We start from the raw sequence: 17,368 nt of genomic DNA on the forward strand, positions 1-17,368 counted from the left end.
CTCAGTACAGGATTGCCGGTGGCTTCGGCGAATCCTTCGCAACGGTGCCGACGGTGCTGTCGTAGATCTTCTTCCAGCTGCCGTCGGCCTCGATCTGCTTGAGGAAACTGTCCAGGTAATCGTGGAAGGCCTTCTCGCCCTTCGGCAGGCCGATGGAGTCGTTGTCCGTCACGGTCTTGCCGTCGATGCGCAGGTCGGCACCCTTGGCGATCTCGAACTTTCCGGGGTTCTGGCTCATCAGGCCGAGCAGGATGGAGTTCGTCGTGACCACCCCGTCGACCCGACTCTGTTCGAGCGACTGCATGCACTCGGTGATCGAGCCGAGCGAGAGGAGTTTGGCCTTCGGCGCGACCTTCGGCACCTTGGTCTCCGCGCCGGAGCCGGTGGTCACACAGATCGGCTTGCCGTTCAGATCCGTCTGGGACTTGATGCCGGTGTAGCCCTTCCGGACCATCGTCGAGACGGGGCTCATCAGGTAGGGACCGGCGAAGTCGACGGCCTTCTGGCGCTCCGGGTTCGGTGGGTAGGTTGCGATCACGACGTCCACCTTGTGCTGCTGCAGGAACGCTTCGCGGTTTCCGCTGGTCACCGTCACGTACTGGACGTTGGCAGCGCTGCCGGTGATCGCCTTGGCGAGCAGCCCGGCGAGCTGAATGTCCATCCCCTCCAACTTGCCGCTGACCGGATTCTTCATGCCGAAGAGCGGAAAGTCGTCCTTCACGCCGACGATCAGCTTGCCGCGCTTCTGGATGGCGGCCATCGGAGTGCCCGCTGTAAAGGCGGTCGGCTTCACCGACGACGTGTCGGTGACCCCGCCGCCTCCGCCGCTCGCGTTGCCCAGCCCGGAGGAACCGGAGGCCCCACAGGCGGCGAGGCCTGCCGCGGTGGCGATGGCAAGCGTGACGGTGGCGAGTTTCTTCGAGCGGGACATGGATCGTTCCTCCTGGATTTGTGGGTTCAATACGTATGTTGGGAAAGGTGATTCAGTGGACTTTCGACAGGAATTCGGCCGCTCGCACCGATCTCGGCGCGCTGAAGAATTCATCCGGCTCGGAGTTCTCCAAGATTTCGCCGTCCGCCATGAAGACGATGCGGTCGGCCACGCTGCGGGCGAACGACATCTCGTGCGTCACCACGAGCATCGTCGTGCCCTGCTTCGCGAGGGTCCGCATGACACCGAGGACGTCCTGTGTCGCTTCCGGGTCGAGTGCCGACGTCGGTTCGTCGAAGAGAATGACCTTGGGGTCCATCGCGAGGGCGCGGGCGATCGCCACGCGCTGAGCTTGGCCTCCGGAGAGTTGGGACGGCAGTGAGTTCGCCTTCGACCGGATCCCGACCATGTCGAGCAGCTCGTGGGCGCGGTCGCGGGCCTCGTCCTTGTTCTTGCCGAGGATCTTGCGGGGCGCGATGGTCACGTTGTCCAGGGCCGTGCGGTGCGCGAAGAGGTTGAACGACTGGAAGACCATCCCGACCTCGGTCCGGAAGCGGTACAGCGCTTTGCCTTCGGCCGGTTGCACATGGCCGCCGACGAGGATCGTTCCGCTGTCGATGACCTCCATCCGGTTCACCGTGCGGCACATTGTCGACTTGCCTGAGCCGGACGGCCCGAGCACGACGACGACCTCGCCCTGACCGACGGTGAGGTTGACGTTGCGCAACGCCTCCACCTGGCCGAAGCGCTTGCAGACGTCACGCAGTTCGACGACTGGTGTAGCGGGGTCGGTCTTTTCGGGCATGGGGTATCTCCGTTGGTGGTGAGGTGCAGGAGCGTGGTGTGCGCGGTCGTCGTTACGCGGCCGAACTCACTGAGGGTTTGGGTAGCCGGCGAGTGATCCGGGCGTTGATCCGTTCCTGTTCGGTGAGGAATCTGGTGAATGCGTCTCCGGGCTTGAAGGCATCGGTCCAGCCGTTGACGGTCAGAGCCTTCTTCCACAAGGCGGACTGGTGAACCCGGCGCAGCAGTTCGACCCAGTGGTTTCGTGCAGCGGGTGAGATGCCCGGCGGCGCAAGGACGCCGTGCCAATTCATGAACGTGAGGTCGATGCCGGCCTGTTGCAGCGTGGGGGCTTCTCCCGATGGGTCCGGACGGGGCGAGGACACGGCAAGCACGCGCAGTTGTCCGGCGTGGATCTGCCCGCGGTACTCGGCCAGTCCGGCGACCCCGAACGTCACGCGGTGATCCAGCAGCGCCGGCAGGAGCTCGCCGTTGCCGGAATACCCCGTGTATTGCGCACCGGAAGCGATTCCGACCTGATGCGCGAGTTCTTGGGCGAACACGTAGTACGGCCCGCCTTCGCTCGAACCACCGCCGACCGCGAACCGGTAGGGATGCTGGCGCCATGCGGTGACCAGTTCACCGATGGAGCGGTATGGCGAATCCGCGGGGACCACCACGATGGCCGGCTGCTCGGTGAGCTCGGCGATCGGCGTCGCGTCGGACGGTCGGCAGGTGGCGCCTGAGGCATTACAGGAGCCGACCATGCCCAGACCCATCACCATCATCAGGTTGTCGTCGCCGGCTTCCTTCATCAGCCGGGCCATCGCGACCGTCTCGTTCGAACCGGTGACGTTGAAGACGTTCAGGTGGCCGACGATGCCATCGCGTTCCATGACGCTGGCGAGTGTGCGGCCCGTCGTGTCATACCCGCCGCCCTGTGCGTTGGGAATCATCAGGCTGGCCGGATGAATCGTCCCGTGGCCTGAGAAGGCCGAACATCCCGCGGTCAGTGCGCACGCCAGGACGAGGACACTCGCCCCGTGTGATCGACGCATCTGGACCTCCTCGTGATGTCGGCCGGGATTACTCTGCTTCCACGGAGGATCCTGATCGACGCCGTGACCGGTGTCACTATTTGTCAACCAAAGAAGGTTACGGTCTTTGTGGTCTCGCAACCCGGGGCGCCGGCGGCAGCCGGGTCGGCGTCGCCGTATGTCATTGTCCGGCAGGGTGTTCGGCCTGCAGATCGTGGTGATCACGGCGGTCCTGCTTGCCGTCACGTTCGTGTCCATCGCGCAGTCGCGCTCCGACTTCCACAACGCGCAGGGGCAGCGGATGCTGTCGAGCGCGGAGAGCTTCGCTTCGTCACCGCAGGTGGTCAGTGAGATCGGCCGGCCTCAGGCGGCATTCACTCTCGCACCGGGCATGGAGCGCACACGTGACCTGTCCAATGCATCCACCGTCGAGATCGTTGACCCGCACGGAAAGGTCGTCGCGTCCTCGGACCCGACGACGGTGGGAACCCGATCGGGGCTCGTGTCGCGGTCCGCGCTGACCGGCCGCTCGTGGGCAGGCGACGCCACGGACCACGGCCGGAAGTTCGTTGCTGCCGACGTCCCCGTCCTCACCTCGTCCGGAGACGTGGCGGGCATCATCGTCGTCGCGCAGGAGTACCCGCCGCTCGGGTCGGAACTCGCTGCGGCGGTGCCCAATTTGGCGCTCTTCCTCGGGATAGGGGCGGCGCTGGGCATCATCGGTTCGTGGGTCCTGTCTCGCTTGGTACGTCGAGGGACGCGCGGTTTGGAACCTCACGAGATCACCGAACTCGCCGACTACCGCGAGGCGCTGCTGTTCAGCATCCGCGAAGGAGTCGTCGGAGTCGACACCGCCGGACGAGTCACCGTCATCAACCAGAGCGCTCTGGAACTACTCGGCTTGCCGGAGTCCGTGTCCGGACAGCGCATTTCGACACTGCCCATCGATACGCACATTCGCGAGACCCTGCTGCAAGGTGCCGGGGAAGGTGACGTTGTCGCCAGCAACGACGCCCGCATCCTGGTGCTCAACCAACGCAGTGTCATCAGTCGCGGCAGCCACGTCGGAACGGTCACCACGCTGCGCGACCGCACCGAGCTCGCCGAGCTGCAGAGCCAGCTCGCGATGAATCGCAGCATCACCGAGACGATGCGTGCGCAGACGCACGAGTTCTCCAATCACCTGCACACGATTTCCGGGCTCGTGCAGTTGAAGAAGTACGACCAAGTGCACAAGTTCATCGGCGCCCTGTCGAGACGCAGCGCAGAGATCGTCGACGAAGTCGCCACGCGCATCGGTGATCCTGCAGTCGCTGCGTTGTTCGTTGCCAAGGCGAGTTTCGCTCGTGAGTCGAGGGTGACGCTGACCCTCGATCCCGAGAGCCGGTTGGGAGCCCTGGAACCCTCGTTGACCGCCGACGTGATCACCGTGGTCGGCAATCTCATCGACAACGCGATCGATGCCACGTCCGGGACGCCGGAGGGGGTCGTGTCGGTCAGGTTGACCCAGCACCGCGGGGACGTGTCGGTGACCGTTGTCGACAGTGGCCCCGGCATACCCGACGGTCTGATGGAGCAGATCTTCAATCGTGGATTCACCACCAAGCCCGCCGGTGTCGCGGGGCGCGGCGTCGGTCTGGTGCTCGTGCGGATGATCTGTACGCAGCGGGGTGGGAGTGTCTCGGTGGAGAAACGGATACCGCACGGAGCGTCCTTCTGCGCCAAACTGCCCTGTTCGGACGGAGTCTCATGATCCGTGTCCTCGTCGTGGATGATGATCCCAACATCGCCGACATCCACTGTGAGTTCGTCAACCGCACCGACGGCTTCTCCGTGGTTGCAGTCGCACACTCGGGTCAGGAGGCCGATCGAGCGCTGCGCGAGTCCACCCCGGATCTCGCGCTGCTCGACATCTACCTGCCGGATCGCACCGGCCTCGACGTGCTCCGTGACTGGCGGGCACATCGAGTGACCACAGGGGTCATCGTCATCACCGCCGCTCGGGACGCTGCAGCGGTGCGGACCGCGATGGCGGGCGGCGCGCTCCGCTACCTGATCAAGCCGTTCGATTACGAGGATCTCGCGCAGGCATTGCGCGACTTCAGGACGCAGCACGATTCGGTCAACGCCATGACTGTGGCATCCCAGGAAGACGTTGATCGGCTGTTCCGTGCACGGCACGGCCGACCCGAGCACGACGGGCGTCCTCTCCCCAAGGGAATCAGCGCCGAGACGGCCGCTCTGGTGCGCGAGGCGCTCACCGCCGATTCGGAACTGTCGGCCGCAGCGTGTTCGGAGAAGACCGGCGTCTCGCGCGTGAGCGTGCGGCGTTACCTGGAGTACTTCGTGAAGAACGGGATCGTGAGTGTCCGGCTGGAGTACGGCAAGGCCGGCCGTCCGACTCGGTATTACCGGTTGCGGTCCGAGGGCTGAATCTTCGGTTGCCGTAAAAGGCCCCGCAGGGTGTCTGTCAGGACGATACTTGTTTACGTCCGGGCTCACCCCCTGGAGCCCGGTGACGAGGAGGTCCACGAGATGGGTCAGCAATTTCCGATCAGCCGTCGCACTGTGCTTCGCGCGGGAGGGGTGATCGGCGGCAGCCTCGCACTCGGCGTCGCGGCGACGCCCGGCGCCCACGCCGACCCGCCGTGGTTCGTCGAACTGTCGCCGGAGCAGCAGGTCGGGCAGCGGGTGATCTTCTCGTACCCGGGGCCCGACCCGTCCGACGAGATGTTTCAGCTGATCAGGGACGGCCTGGTCGGCGGGCTGATCTTCTTCGGGGAGAACATCCCGAGCCTGTCGCACATCGCCGACGTGGTGAGTGAATTGAAGGCCGCACACGCGCAGAGCCCGACGAGTTCGTCGCCGCTGTTGCTCATGACCGACCAGGAGGGCGGCTACATCCGCCGGCTCCGGGGTCAGGAGCCGGTGCTCTCGGAGAAGCAGATCGGCGCGTCCGCCGATCCGCTGGCGGAGGCGACGAAGGCCGGGTCCGGTGCGGGCGCGGCACTCAAGGCGGTCGGCATGAATCTCAACCTCGCACCGGTCGAGGACGTCTACCGCGAGGAGGGCAACTTCGACGACCAGTGGGAGCGCTCCTACAGCTCCGACCCGGTCGTGTGCGGCGAGCTGGGCGCGGCATTCGTCCGGGCCCAGCAGGCGACCGGTGTCGCAGCCACGGCGAAGCACTATCCCGGGCTCGGGGCGGCGACCCGGGCCCAGAACACCGACCTCGGGGTCGTCACGCTGACCCAGTCCGCGGACGAGATCCGATCGGTCGACGAGCTCGCGTTCGCTCCTGTCATCGCGGCGGGGGTCGACCTGGTGATGACGTCGTGGGCGACGTACCCGGCGATCGACCCGACCTACCCGGCCGGTCTGTCGAAGATCTTCGTCGAGGGCGAGTTGCGCCGGCGGCAGCAGTTCCGCGGTGTGACGATCACCGACGCGCTGGAGGCCGGCGCGCTCGACCCGTTCGGCGACACCGGTCAGCGTTCCGTCCTCGCGGCGGACGCCGGCATGGACCTGCTGCTCTGCTCGGGTCGCGACGTCGGTCAGGGCCAGGCGGCCGTGAGCGCGGTGACAGCTGCCCTGCAGACCGGACGGCTGAACCCGGGCCACTTCAAGATCGCGCTGACCCGCGTCCGGCGGCTGCGGGACAGCCTGGGCTGACGGCCCGCAGATCTTGATCATTTCTTGAGCTTCGGTCGGACGGGACTTGAAACAGCAGCCGTTGACTGGATGCAGTCCCCAAGACCTACTGCATCAGGAGCTGCCGCATGTCTCGTTTCACCTTGTTCCGTAGCCGTTTCCGGCTCGTCATCGCGCTGCTGGCCGCATGGTGCGCCATCGGTGCCGGCAGCGTGATGTATGCCGGATCCGCTTCCGCGGCAACGACTCCCAGCCGGGCGATGTGGGTGTGGTCCAAGGCGAGCCCGACCGATGTGGTGTCCTTCGCGCAGAGTCACGGCGTGTCGCAGTTGTTCGTCGCGGTGCCGTGGAACGTCGCGAACTCCTCGGATCTGCCCCGCCTGCAGCAGCTCTCCGCGGCGGCCAGGGCGGCCGGGATCCGGGTGGATGCGCTCGGCGGTGACCCGACCTGGACCACCAATCCGTCGGCCGCGGTCACCTGGGAGCGTGGAGCCATCGCCACACGTCTGTTCACCGGTGTGCACGTCGACATCGAGCCCTATGCCCTCTCCGGCTGGAGCAATCCGTCCACGCAGGCCTCGCTCGTGACGTCATATCTGTCGACGTTGAGCAGCATGCGGTCGACGGCCGCGGCATCCGGCATGCCCCTCGAGGCCGACGTTCCTTTCTGGTACAACACGATCGCGACCGGCTCGACGACGCTCGCCGACGGAGTGCTGGCGCGGGTCGACGCGGTCACCGTGATGAGCTACCGCAACGTGGCGACCGGGCCCAACTCGATCACCGACATCGGTTCGGACATGATCGCCCGTGGCGCCGCGGCGGGCGTGCCGGTGCGCCTCGCGGCCGAGACGAACCCCCTGAGCGACTGTCCGACCTGCACCTTCGCCGGCACCTCGGCCGCCACGCTGAATGCGGCGCTCGCCGCGGTCGATGCGGCGGAGGCGGGCTCCTCGTCATACGTCGGTATGGCGGTCGAGGACTACGACGGATGGCGTGCGCTGCCTGCCACCTCGTGAGGAGGAGGGCTTACCGTGGCGACGATGCCTGAGACGAACAGCGCCGGACCGGCGTCCCTGCAAGGACGGGCGCTCGTGGTGGAGGACGACCAGGACATCCGTGAACTGCTCGCGATCGCGCTGACGTCAGCCGGACTCGAGGTGCAGTCCACCGGGTCCGGACGGGCCGCCGTCGGCCTGGTCCCGGACGGTCATTTCGACCTGATCACCCTCGACCTGTCACTCCCGGACCTCGACGGGATCGCGGTCTGTCGAGCCATCCGGCCGCTGACCAACGCCTACATCGTGATGTGCACGGCTCGGGGTGCTGAGGCCGACCGGGTGACCGGGCTCGACGTCGGTGCCGACGACTATCTGTTGAAGCCGTTCGCGATCAGTGAGTTGCGCGCTCGGATCGCCGCCATGCTGCGCCGACCACGCACCCTCCTGGACGGCTGACCGGCAACCTGCGAATGTCGAAAGCCGTTGTGACGGCGTGAGTTCCCTATCCTTGTGACGGTCTTGTCGAAGGAGGCGACCACGCTGAGTACGACGGCACCGCAGGCGACCACCCGCACCGCGCTGGTCATCGAGGACGACGCCGACACCCGCAGTCTCATCGAGTCGCTTCTGCGCAGCTCCGGGTTCGTCGTCTCCTCGACCGGCAGCGGTGCCGAAGGGCTGCGGTTGGCGCGGGACCTGGCACCCGACTTGGTGCTGCTCGACCTCGGCCTGCCGGACCTGCATGGCACTGAGGTATGCCGCGAGCTGCGCACCTTCACCGACACCTACATCGTGATCGTGAGCGGCCGGGGCGACGAGATCGACCGGCTTCTCGGACTTGAAGTGGGTGCCGACGACTATGTCGTCAAACCGTTCTCGCCGCGGGAGCTGCAGGCGCGGATCGCCGCAATGTTCCGCCGTCCCCGCCGGATCGGCGCCTCGTCCGACGGTCATCCGATGATGATCCCGGCGTTGCACGTCGGCGATCTGACGGTCGACATGGAGGCGCGCGAGGTGCGTGTCGCCGGTGAGAAGGTGCAGCTCACCCGGATCGAGTTCGAACTGCTCGCGGTGCTGGCGAGTCGGTCGCGCAGGGTCTGGGAGCGCGAGACGTTGGTGCGGCTGGTCTGGAAGACCGACTGGATGGCCGACACGCACACCGTGGACACCCATGTCGCCAATCTGCGCCGGAAGCTCGCTGCGAGCCGACCCGGTCCGTGGATCCAGGCCGTGCGAGGTGTCGGGTATCGGCTGGTCACACCGTCGTAGCCGCGGGACTGGTCAGCTGCCCTGCCAGGCATCGTCGACCGGGCGATAGCCGAGCGTGCGGCAGGTCTCGTCGAGGTCGGCAGCGCGAAACCGGTTCGCCGAAATTCCGTTGGCCACCAGGAAATCGAAGCTGCTCTCTGTTTCGACGGCGGCACGGACAAGTTCCGCCGCGTCCCGTGGGCTGAGCCACGCGGACAGTTCGTGGTCAGAGCTGGCTGGGTCGGGTCGGGTCTCGTGGAAGTAGCCGATGCGCAGGGCGACGACGGACACCGCGCTCGTGGCGGCGACCCATGAACCCAGCGCCTCTGCCCAGGCCTTCGTCGCGCCGTAGAGGTTCCGCGGACGGGGTGCGTCGCTCACGCGAGACTGCCTGTCGTCCGGCAGAGCGGCGACCGCTTGCACGCTACTGGCCAGCACCAGCCGGCGTACCTGGCAGTCGGCGGCGGCTTGGGCGACGTGGTGCGCGCCGACGACGTTCGCCGGCAGCAGGGATTCCCAGTCCGCGCTCGGGTCGGGGACTCCGGCCAGGTGAACGATTGCATCGGCCCCGGCGAACGTGCGCCGACAGGCTGCGAGGTCGGTGATGTCGAGTGCGTCGACGTCTTCGTCAGCGACCAGGTCGGTTCGGTGAAGCTGCCAGGTAGTGGGCAGTAGGGGAGCGATGGCTGTGCCGATCCGGCCCGCCGCGCCCGTGAGAACGACCTTGCGCGGTTCGGGTGTCATGCCGGCAGCGTAGCCGTGGCAACGGTCCTCGCCGGATCGGTCGTCACCGGATCGGTCGTCGCTGCAGCAGCACCGGTCGGTCAGAACGGCGGTTTGGTTTTGGGGAGTTGGACGTGTGGTCCGTTGCATCGTTGGATGCGCAGGTGGTAGCGGCGGGTGAGGTAGCGGCGTTCTCGTTCGTGTTCGCTGTCTTCGTCTGTGTCGTGCAGAAGGTGCAGGTCTTCCAGGTCGGTGAAGACGTGGGGTATCAGGTCGTGTTCGTGGTGGGCGGCCAGGAGGATGCCGATCTTTTGCTCGATCGGGCTGACCCAGGGTGGTGCCTGATCGTCCGGGAGGTGGTGGTCGAAGGCGGTGGTGCGGAACCGGCGGGTGAGGGTGTGCCAGCTGATGGAGGCGTCATCGTGTTGTCGGCTGGCCCAGAATCGGCCGGTTTTCGGGTCGTGGTGGCCGCGGTGCGCGGCGTGCAGGTTGTCCGGGTGGGTCGCCCCGTCTCCGGGGTGGGTGGCGCCGGGCTGGTAGGGGGTGTCGTGGTCCAGGTCCGCCTCGGCCGCGGGGACGGCGCAGTCGCCGGGTGCCCGGCAGGTGTGGTCGCGGGCGCGGACGAGCCGGTCCATTACTGCGGGTGCCCGGTAGGTGGCGGCGGCGTCGATGACGTGTCCGGTGACCGGGTCGGTGACCAGCCGCGCCCAGGTCGACCCGGCCTGTAACGCGACGGCCCGGACCTGGTCGGGGGCGAGGAATCCGAGGCCGGGGACTTCGGCCAGTCCGAACCCGGCACCGGTGACGCTGGGCGGCCCGTGCTGCGTCGCGCCGCCGTCAGCGGCAGCGCGGGCGGCATCCGTGACGAGGTCGTCGGGTAGTAGGGCGGCGAACGGGACGATCACCTGTAGCCGGCCGGCGGGTGCGTCGCCGAGGTGCTGGTGGTCGGGCACGACGCCACCGATGAGGAGGTCGAGGGCCAGGTCGGCGCGCAGCTGGGCCAGGGTCCGGGGGTCGCCGGAGGCTTTCGCGGCCCGGGCCAGGTCGGCGAGGCGTTGTTGGGCGGTGAACACGTTGGTGGCGTCCCCGGTGACACCGAGGGTGGCGGTGCCGTCCCGGCCGGGGAAGGTGCACGCGTCGCGGGCCTCCAACGCTTCGGCGTGTTTGCGGGCCCGGTCGGCCTTGACGCTGTCGATGAGGGCGAGTTGGCGGCGGATCCGCGCGCGGAACCCGGCGTGCGAGACCGCGATCCCCGGGTCTTCGCCGGCGGGGCCGGTGGTGCGCTGCGGGGGTGCGAGCAGCCGGTCGATGATCTGCCCGGACAGCACCGGGTCCAAGTGCGCTGTTTCGGCGTAGGCGATCCGGGCCCGGTCCCAGGTGCAACCACCGGCCCGCAGCAACGCGTGCGCGGCGCCGACGCGTTCGGGGAGGGCGGTGGTGAACCGGACCCGGTCGCGGGCCGCGGTCAGGGTGGAGCCGGTCAGCAGTTGCAGTTCGTGGACTACGGCCCGGCAGGCGGACTTGCGGTGCATGGCCACCTTGCGCGCATACCGGGGGTCGTCTCGCGGGATGCCGTGGTCGGCGGCGACGTCGGTGACCAGCGCGGCGATCGTGTCCAGCAGGCACGCTTCGCCGAATGATTTGACGGCGTCTCGGCGGCCTGGATCAGGTCGCCCAGGTGCGCCCGGAACGCCTCGGATCCGGCCGCACTCTTCCCAGTCCCGGCGGGCTCCGGGCCGTGCCGGTGCGGGCGGGTCTGTTGCTGGGTGACCAGGGCTGTGATCGCGTCCGCGACCGCCGGCGGCAAGGCCGACACATCGACCAGCCGTGCACCACCGCCGCCGTCGTTGACACTCATTGCCGCCTCACCTCACCCCGTGTGGTCGTTGTCCGATGCGTTGAGTCTAGGGGCGACCACCGACAACCCTCGCCGACGAAACCGCAATACTGCCAGCGGTTCCCGACGCGCTGCGGGGGTCTCGATACGGCTCGCCTGGCGGCTCGCCTACTCGACCGACGTGCTGCGCGGGTCTCGATACGGCTCGCCTAGCGGCTCGCCTACTCGACCGACGTGTTCGGCTGGCGCCTCGGGCTACTCAGGCGGTGCTCGACCGACGCGCAGCGCGGGTGACCTTGCGTGATCGACGCACGCTCGCGGGCGAGTACCGACCAGGTGCGTGGGTGGGTGGCGGGCCGGCACGCCGGCGGCGTCGCCGCCCCACGAGAACCGAGCCACGGTGAGACGAAGACGCAACCAGTGCCAGCGCCGCACGGGTCTCGATACGGCTCGCCTACCCTTCGATACGCGCGTCTAGCTGCCCAAGCGCTCTGCCAGCGGACCGAGGCCGGCAACCAGCTCGTCCAGTTCGTCCGCGGTCAGCAGGTCATACGCCGGAGCCGCAAGTTCATCGGTGAGCGCCTCGATCCGATCGCGGGTGCGCCGGCCGGCAGCGGTGAATCGGTCTGCCCCGTCGACAAGTCCGCGATCCCGCAACCCGTCGATCACCGCACGCAACCGCGCCCTGGGCAGGTGGTGGATCCGGCCGAACTCCTGCGGTCTCATGCCGAGCCGGAGTGCCATCAGCACGTGCGACTCGGTACCGCCGATGCCGTGGGCCACGAGTGCTGCGTTGTGCCCGTCGCCGCGATGCTCACGCAGCAGGGTCGCCGCGTGCCACAACTGCGCGACCGGGTCGACAGGAATGTCGAGGGCACGGAGCCCGGCATACAGGGGACGTCCTTCGGTCGGCGCGCTGAGTGCCGCACGGGTGGTGAGGTCGGCCAGCCGACCGAGACCGGGTGAGTCGGCCGGCGTGCCGATCTTCTGCCGCAAGGCGTTCGCGCTCCCACGTTCACGGATGGCGATCGCGTCCTGCGGGGTGATCTTGCCCCAGACCCACGGGATGTGGCGCGCCACCTCGCCGTCGGCGAAGTTGTAGAACACCGCATGCACCACGTCGGCGGGCGCCATACCGAGCGGTGCCGCGCGGCCGGCGAAGTAGCCGTCCCAGTAGTTGCGCATTCCGACCGCCCGGAACTCCGCGTCTGCCACTTCGGTGAACGTCATCGTGCCGATCGCCTCGACGATCTCGAACATCCGGTGGATCTTCGCCTGCGCGTGTCGCATTCCGTTCATCTCCCTGTGGTCGGGTGGCCACTTCGCGCGACCGTCTCACCCTGACGACGAACGAGACTGCCCGAATCCGACATCGCGTCCCACTCGGCGAACAACCCAGCTCAGCACCAGCCGCAGGTGAATACATTGAGAAAGTCGTCGAAAAGAGCGAGGAGCCTCACGTGTCAGCCAGCACGCACCGTGCGCCCGACCAGCTCGCTCCGGCAGGGGACTCCGGTGTGGTGGCGCGCGCCGCGGCCGACATCGAGGGCCTGGCGGTGCGAACTCCGTTGCAGGCCAACGATCGCCTCACCGAGCTGGTCGGCGCACGTGTCCTGCTGAAGCGCGAGGACCTGCAACCGGTCCGCTCCTACAAGATCCGCGGCGCCGTGAACCTCATCCGCGGTCTCAGCGAGCAGGAACGACAGCAGGGTGTCGTCTGCGCGAGCGCCGGCAATCACGCTCAAGGTGTCGCGCTCGCCTGCGCCGAGCTCGGCGTCCGGGCCCGAATCTACTTGCCACGCAACACTCCTCGACAGAAGCGGGACCGGGTCAGTCAGCTGGGCGGCGAACATGTCCGGCTGATTCTGCACGGTGATACGTATGACGACGCGGCCAAGGCCGCTGTCCTGGACGCCTCTCGGACGGGTGCGACGCTGGCCCCCGCGTTCGATGATCCGCGGGTGATCGCCGGGCAGGGCACCGTCACTCGGGAGATCCTGGAGGAGCTGGGCCGGGCGCCCGACATACTCCTCGTGCCGGTGGGCGGCGGTGGCCTGCTCGCCGGGGCGCTGCTGGCACTCGCCGAGGCGCCCGCCGGCTTCGCCGCCGACCGGTGCCGGGTGATCGCGGTCGAGCCGGTCGGTGCCGCCAGTCTGCAGGCGGCCCTCGCCGCGGACCGGCCGGTCGACATCGGTCAGATCGACACGTTCGCGGACGGGACCGCGGTTCGCAAGGTCGGGGAGCACACCTTCGGGATCATCCGGCGCGCCAGGGTGGACATCGCCACCGTCGAGACGGGTGCGATCTGCCAGGAGATGCTGCGGCTCTATCAGGTCGACGGCATCATCGCCGAGCCGTCCGGCGCCATGTCGATGGCCGACCTGGACCGGCGCGGGATTCCCGCGGGCGCGACGGCCGTCGCGATCCTCTCCGGTGGCAACAACGACGTCAGCCGGTATGCCGAGGTCATCGAGCGCGCGCTCGTGCACGAAGGCCGCAAGCACTACTTCCTGGTCGACTTCCCGCAGGAGCCGGGCGCCCTGCGCCGCTTCCTGCAGGACATCCTCGGACCGGACGACGACATCACGTTCTTCGAGTACGTCAAGCGCAACAACCGTGAGTTCGGTCCGGCACTCGTCGGCGTCGAGTTGGGTGACCCGTCGACGTTCGACGCGCTGCTGGCGCGCGCCAAGGCCTCACCCCTCGTGGTCGATCCGCTGCCGCCGGACAGCCCGATGCTGCGCTACCTGATCTGACCTGGTCCCCGGCTCACAACCGCGGCGTGCGGGGCGGCGCGGTGCGCCGTGAGCCCAGGGCCTCGAAGCCGGCGGCCATCCGGAGGAGTGCGTTGTCGTCATACGCCCGGCCGGCGAAGGTCAGGCCGACCGGCATCCCGATGTCGGCCATCACGCCCAAGGGCACGGTGACCGTCGGTATGCCGAGGTGGCGGATGACCAGGTTGCCGTTGGCCACCCAGGTGCCGTTGCGCCAGGCGAGGTCGGCCGAGGCCGGATTGACGTCGCTGTCCGCGGGTCCGACGTCGGCGACCGCGGGGAAGACCACCGCGTCCAGCGCCTGCGCGATCAGCCATTCCTCCAGGTCGACCTCGCGGGTGCGTTCGAGCCCGGGGAGGCCGTCCGGCAGCGTCCGGAAGTCCTTGAGGGTCGCGTCGGGGTGTTCGCGTACCCAGTCGGGATAGGTCGCGATGTCGTCCGGGAAACCGGTGTAGCGATCCAGCACGCCCGGCGGCTGCGGAAAGATCGTCGCACCGTCGACGGTGACCAGCGAGGACAGCGCCGGGTCGCCGTTGGCGGCCAGGAAGTCCTCCCACGCCCACGCAGACAGGCCGTTGATCTCCTCGGTGAGGAAGTCGGGGCTGACGAATCCCCGGCTGCGGATCGTCGGCGCACCGGCCCGGTCCCCCTCGTAGTTGGACACGACCGGGAAGTCCACCTCGACCACCTCGGCACCGGCCGCCTCCAGGTCCGCCCGGGCCGCCTCCCACAGGGCGATCACGGACGCACGGGTCTCGATGCGCTCGCCGGTCGGACCGCCGATCGTCGTCCCGGTGCCCGCGTCGGGGTCGGCGTTGATGTACATCCGCGGTATGCCGAGCCGTAGGCCGGAAAGCGAAAATCCCTCTGGTAGCGCGGGATAGGACATCGGACGGACCTCCGATGACGCAGGGATCGACACCCACGGCTGCACCCGCCAGAAGTCGCCGCGGGTCTCGGCGTCGTCGGCGACGATGACGTCCAGCACCTCGAGCAGGTCGGCCATGGTCCGCGTGTGCGGCACCACGACGTCCATCGTCGGCACCAGCGGCCAGTTGCCCCGCACCGAGATCACTCCACGTGAAGGCGTGTAGGCGCACAGGCCGTTGTTGGACGCCGGGCCTCGACCGCTGGACCACGTCTCCTCGCCCAGCCCGAAGGCGGCGAAACTGGCCGCGGTGGCGGTGCCGGAGCCGTTGGACGATCCGGAGGCGAAAGGTGCCGTCAGGAACTCGGCGTTGTAGGGACTCTCTGCCCGGCCGTAGAGGCCGCGCTGCATCCCGCCGTTCGCCATCGGCGGCATGTTGGTCAGCCCCAGACAGATCGCGCCGCCGGCCCGCAGCCGCTCGATGGTGAACGCATCACGTTGCGCCACCAGGTCCCCGAAGGCCGGGCTGCCGGCTGCCGCCGTCAGGCCCTTGACCAGGTAACTGTCCTTGGCCGTGTAGGGAATGCCGTCCAGTGGTCCCAGCAGTTCGCCGCGCTCGCGGCGCCGGTCCGACGCTTCCGCCTCGCCACGGGCGTCCGGGTTCGCCACGATCACGGCGTTCAGGGCGGTCGACGTGCCCGGTCCGTCGTATGCCGCGATCCGCGCGAGGTAGGCATCGACGAGTTCGACCGCCGTCGTCTCGCCCGCGTCGAGCGCGGCGCGAAGATCGCTGATGGAACGTTCGAGGACATCGATCACGAGGGCATTCTCCTACCGGTTGACGGGTCGAGGGGTTCGGCGCTGAACGAGTGCATCGCGTCCAGCACACTTCGGACCAGAGGGACTTCGTGCGTGCGGTAGATCCCGGTGCCGCCCAGATGAGCCAGGACCGCGAAAATCCCCTCAGCACTGCGGAACTGGTCCTCGAAGATGTCGAACGCGTGCGGCAGCGCGTGACAGACCGGCACACCGAGCTGCCGCAGCCGGAAGCTGTGCAGCAGCGCAGTCGCCTGATGCCGGGCGCGGGCCCGCTGGTCGTCCAGGCGAAAGCCGAAGCCCAGCCCCGGATCGATCGCCAGGCTCGTCACCCCGAGTTCCCGAGCCCGCTCGATCCGGGCACCGAACACCTCCAGCATGCCCGGCACCGGATCGGGATCGACGTCCTGACCGGTCAGCGCGCGAGCGTTCGGGCCGAGGACGTGGCAGAGCACGACGCCGGCGTCATACTTCGCCGCGAGCGCGAACATCCGGTCGTCGTCGTCCGACCCGGTGAGGTTGAGGACGCAGGCCCCGGCCGCCAGCCCGGCGCGGGCGACCGGCTCCGCGTAGGCCTCCACGGACACCGCGATGCCCTCGGCCGTGAGCTGCTCGATGACCGGCGCGAGCAGCCGCTGCTGGGCCGTGCTGTCGGCCCGTGCCGCGGTGGCGCGGCTGGACTCGGCGCCGATGTCGATCAGATCCGCCCCGGCCGCCGCCTGCACGCAGGCCTTGCGGACCGCGGATTCGCTGCTCACCGCGATGCTTTCGCGGTATGACGAGTCGCGCGACAGATTGACCACTCCCATCAGCACCGGGTGCGCGTCGGTGTCGATCGACCGGCCGGCGAGCTGCAGCGGCGCAACCGGAGCCTCCAGCTCGGCGGCGTGCTCGACGGCCAGCTTGGCTAATGCGGCAAGCGAGATCATCGGTCGGCCAGGTAGCGCATCATCAGCGCTCCGTCACCCTGCAGGACGTGCGCCAGGCGGAACCCGGAGACGTGCGCGAGCACCGGCGTCGTCGGTGAGCCTGCGGTGCCGGCGAAGACCGGACTGACCGTGATGTCGGCCTCGTCCACCAGCTCCGCCGCGACGAGCTCGTGCAGCAGCCGGGGACCGCCCTCGCACACGATCCGGGTGAGCTTCCGCTCCCCGAGCGCCGCGATGATCGCCGTCGGAGTGATGTCGTCCAGCGTGATCACTGCCGCGTGCTCGCGCGCCATCGCCAGCTGACTCGGGTCGGCGTGGGCCGAGGTGAGCACCAGGGGACGGTTGGCCGACTCCCGCCATACCGGAAGGTCCCAGGGGAGATTGAGCGAGCCGCTGACCACGGCGATCACGGGTGCCGGCAACTGCCCGGCCGCCGCACGCTGCGCCGTGTCGGCGGCCTTCGCCTTCATCGGGGTGTATTGCTCGGCGCGCAGCGTCCCCGCGCCGATCAGGACCGCGTCCGCGTGCCGGCGCACCGCGTTGAAGACCAGCTGGTCGGCCGGTGAGGAGACCGACCCGCTCAACCCGTCATGACCGACCGCCGCGCCGTCGAGCGTGGTCACCATCATGGCGCGCACCCACACCCCGGCGTCCGGCCACGGGTATGCCGCGGCCACCTCGTCGGCGCTCAGCGGGTCCCCGGGGCTCAGCGCCAGCGGGCCGTACACGTCCTCTGCGTCAGACACTCCTGCAACTTACCCGGCGCACCG

Annotated in this window: 17 protein-coding genes; 7 read left to right on the forward strand and 10 right to left on the reverse strand. The window is 68.4% G+C overall.

All coding sequences use genetic code 11. The features are described from left to right. Position 1: 1 nt before the first annotated feature. From ACN8HC_RS03455 to ACN8HC_RS03465, 3 genes are read right to left on the reverse strand one after another with little or no spacing between them, the layout of a single operon-like run. Complete coding sequence (locus ACN8HC_RS03455; protein ID WP_490073462.1) at positions 2-931, reverse strand: glutamate ABC transporter substrate-binding protein; 930 nt, start codon at positions 929-931, stop codon at positions 2-4. Positions 932-983: 52 nt separating this feature from the next. Continuing rightward, entirely contained in the window at positions 984-1,736 is a 753-nt protein-coding gene (locus tag ACN8HC_RS03460; protein ID WP_490073463.1) for an amino acid ABC transporter ATP-binding protein, read from the reverse strand. Positions 1,737-1,788: 52 nt separating this feature from the next. After that, positions 1,789-2,772, reverse strand: a complete 984-nt coding sequence (locus tag ACN8HC_RS03465) for a Bug family tripartite tricarboxylate transporter substrate binding protein (protein ID WP_490073464.1) — start codon at positions 2,770-2,772, stop codon at positions 1,789-1,791. 175 nt (positions 2,773-2,947) lie between these two features. Here ACN8HC_RS03465 and ACN8HC_RS03470 point away from each other — a divergent pair, with 175 nt between their 5' ends. The 6 genes from ACN8HC_RS03470 to ACN8HC_RS03495 all read left to right on the forward strand — a co-directional run bounded on the left by ACN8HC_RS03470 (position 2,948) and on the right by ACN8HC_RS03495 (position 8,672). After that, positions 2,948-4,504, forward strand: coding sequence for a sensor histidine kinase (locus ACN8HC_RS03470; RefSeq protein WP_490073465.1), 1,557 nt, complete (start codon positions 2,948-2,950; stop codon positions 4,502-4,504). Continuing rightward, positions 4,501-5,184: a response regulator gene (locus ACN8HC_RS03475; RefSeq protein ID WP_490073466.1), complete on the forward strand. Its 684-nt coding sequence runs from the start codon at positions 4,501-4,503 to the stop codon at positions 5,182-5,184. Before ACN8HC_RS03470 ends, ACN8HC_RS03475 begins: the two co-directional genes overlap by 4 nt. A 102-nt stretch (positions 5,185-5,286) precedes the next feature. Beyond that, positions 5,287-6,423: a glycoside hydrolase family 3 N-terminal domain-containing protein gene (locus ACN8HC_RS03480; protein WP_490073467.1), complete on the forward strand. Its 1,137-nt coding sequence runs from the start codon at positions 5,287-5,289 to the stop codon at positions 6,421-6,423. Between the two features lie 107 nt (positions 6,424-6,530). Next, positions 6,531-7,421 carry a hypothetical protein gene (locus ACN8HC_RS03485; RefSeq protein WP_490073468.1) on the forward strand — a complete coding sequence of 297 codons (891 nt, stop codon included), beginning with the start codon at positions 6,531-6,533 and terminating at the stop codon, positions 7,419-7,421. Between the two features lie 24 nt (positions 7,422-7,445). After that, a complete protein-coding gene (locus tag ACN8HC_RS03490; RefSeq protein ID WP_490073469.1) occupies positions 7,446-7,859 on the forward strand; it encodes a response regulator transcription factor in 414 nt (137 codons plus the stop codon). A gap of 54 nt (positions 7,860-7,913) precedes the next feature. Continuing rightward, a complete protein-coding gene (locus tag ACN8HC_RS03495) occupies positions 7,914-8,672 on the forward strand; it encodes a response regulator transcription factor (protein ID WP_490073470.1) in 759 nt (252 codons plus the stop codon). Positions 8,673-8,684: 12 nt separating this feature from the next. On the opposite strand, the gene ACN8HC_RS03500 is transcribed toward ACN8HC_RS03495, so the two are convergent. The 4 genes from ACN8HC_RS03500 to ACN8HC_RS03515 form a co-directional block, all read right to left on the reverse strand. Further along, the gene (locus tag ACN8HC_RS03500) at positions 8,685-9,395 is read right to left on the reverse strand and encodes an NAD-dependent epimerase/dehydratase family protein (RefSeq protein ID WP_490073471.1); all 711 of its coding nucleotides are present in this window, start codon (positions 9,393-9,395) and stop codon (positions 8,685-8,687) included. 80 nt (positions 9,396-9,475) lie between these two features. Next, the gene (locus tag ACN8HC_RS03505; protein WP_490073472.1) at positions 9,476-10,906 is read right to left on the reverse strand and encodes an HNH endonuclease signature motif containing protein; all 1,431 of its coding nucleotides are present in this window, start codon (positions 10,904-10,906) and stop codon (positions 9,476-9,478) included. Next, positions 10,876-11,232 carry a hypothetical protein gene (locus ACN8HC_RS03510; RefSeq protein WP_490073473.1) on the reverse strand — a complete coding sequence of 119 codons (357 nt, stop codon included), beginning with the start codon at positions 11,230-11,232 and terminating at the stop codon, positions 10,876-10,878. Before ACN8HC_RS03510 ends, ACN8HC_RS03505 begins: the two co-directional genes overlap by 31 nt. A 453-nt stretch (positions 11,233-11,685) precedes the next feature. After that, entirely contained in the window at positions 11,686-12,501 is an 816-nt protein-coding gene (locus ACN8HC_RS03515) for a MarR family winged helix-turn-helix transcriptional regulator (RefSeq protein ID WP_490073474.1), read from the reverse strand. 170 nt (positions 12,502-12,671) lie between these two features. Here ACN8HC_RS03515 and ilvA point away from each other — a divergent pair, with 170 nt between their 5' ends. Next, positions 12,672-13,967, forward strand: a complete 1,296-nt coding sequence (gene ilvA, locus ACN8HC_RS03520; RefSeq protein WP_490073475.1) for a threonine ammonia-lyase IlvA — start codon at positions 12,672-12,674, stop codon at positions 13,965-13,967. 13 nt (positions 13,968-13,980) lie between these two features. On the opposite strand, the gene ACN8HC_RS03525 is transcribed toward ilvA, so the two are convergent. From ACN8HC_RS03525 to ACN8HC_RS03535, 3 genes are read right to left on the reverse strand one after another with little or no spacing between them, the layout of a single operon-like run. Continuing rightward, a complete protein-coding gene (locus ACN8HC_RS03525; protein WP_490073476.1) occupies positions 13,981-15,672 on the reverse strand; it encodes an amidase in 1,692 nt (563 codons plus the stop codon). After that, positions 15,669-16,598 carry a dihydropteroate synthase gene (locus ACN8HC_RS03530; RefSeq protein ID WP_490073477.1) on the reverse strand — a complete coding sequence of 310 codons (930 nt, stop codon included), beginning with the start codon at positions 16,596-16,598 and terminating at the stop codon, positions 15,669-15,671. Before ACN8HC_RS03530 ends, ACN8HC_RS03525 begins: the two co-directional genes overlap by 4 nt. Further along, positions 16,595-17,344, reverse strand: coding sequence for a dihydrofolate reductase family protein (locus ACN8HC_RS03535; RefSeq protein ID WP_490073478.1), 750 nt, complete (start codon positions 17,342-17,344; stop codon positions 16,595-16,597). Before ACN8HC_RS03535 ends, ACN8HC_RS03530 begins: the two co-directional genes overlap by 4 nt. Positions 17,345-17,368 lie beyond the last annotated feature (24 nt).

The organism is Flexivirga sp. YIM B11880, from assembly GCF_058148645.1.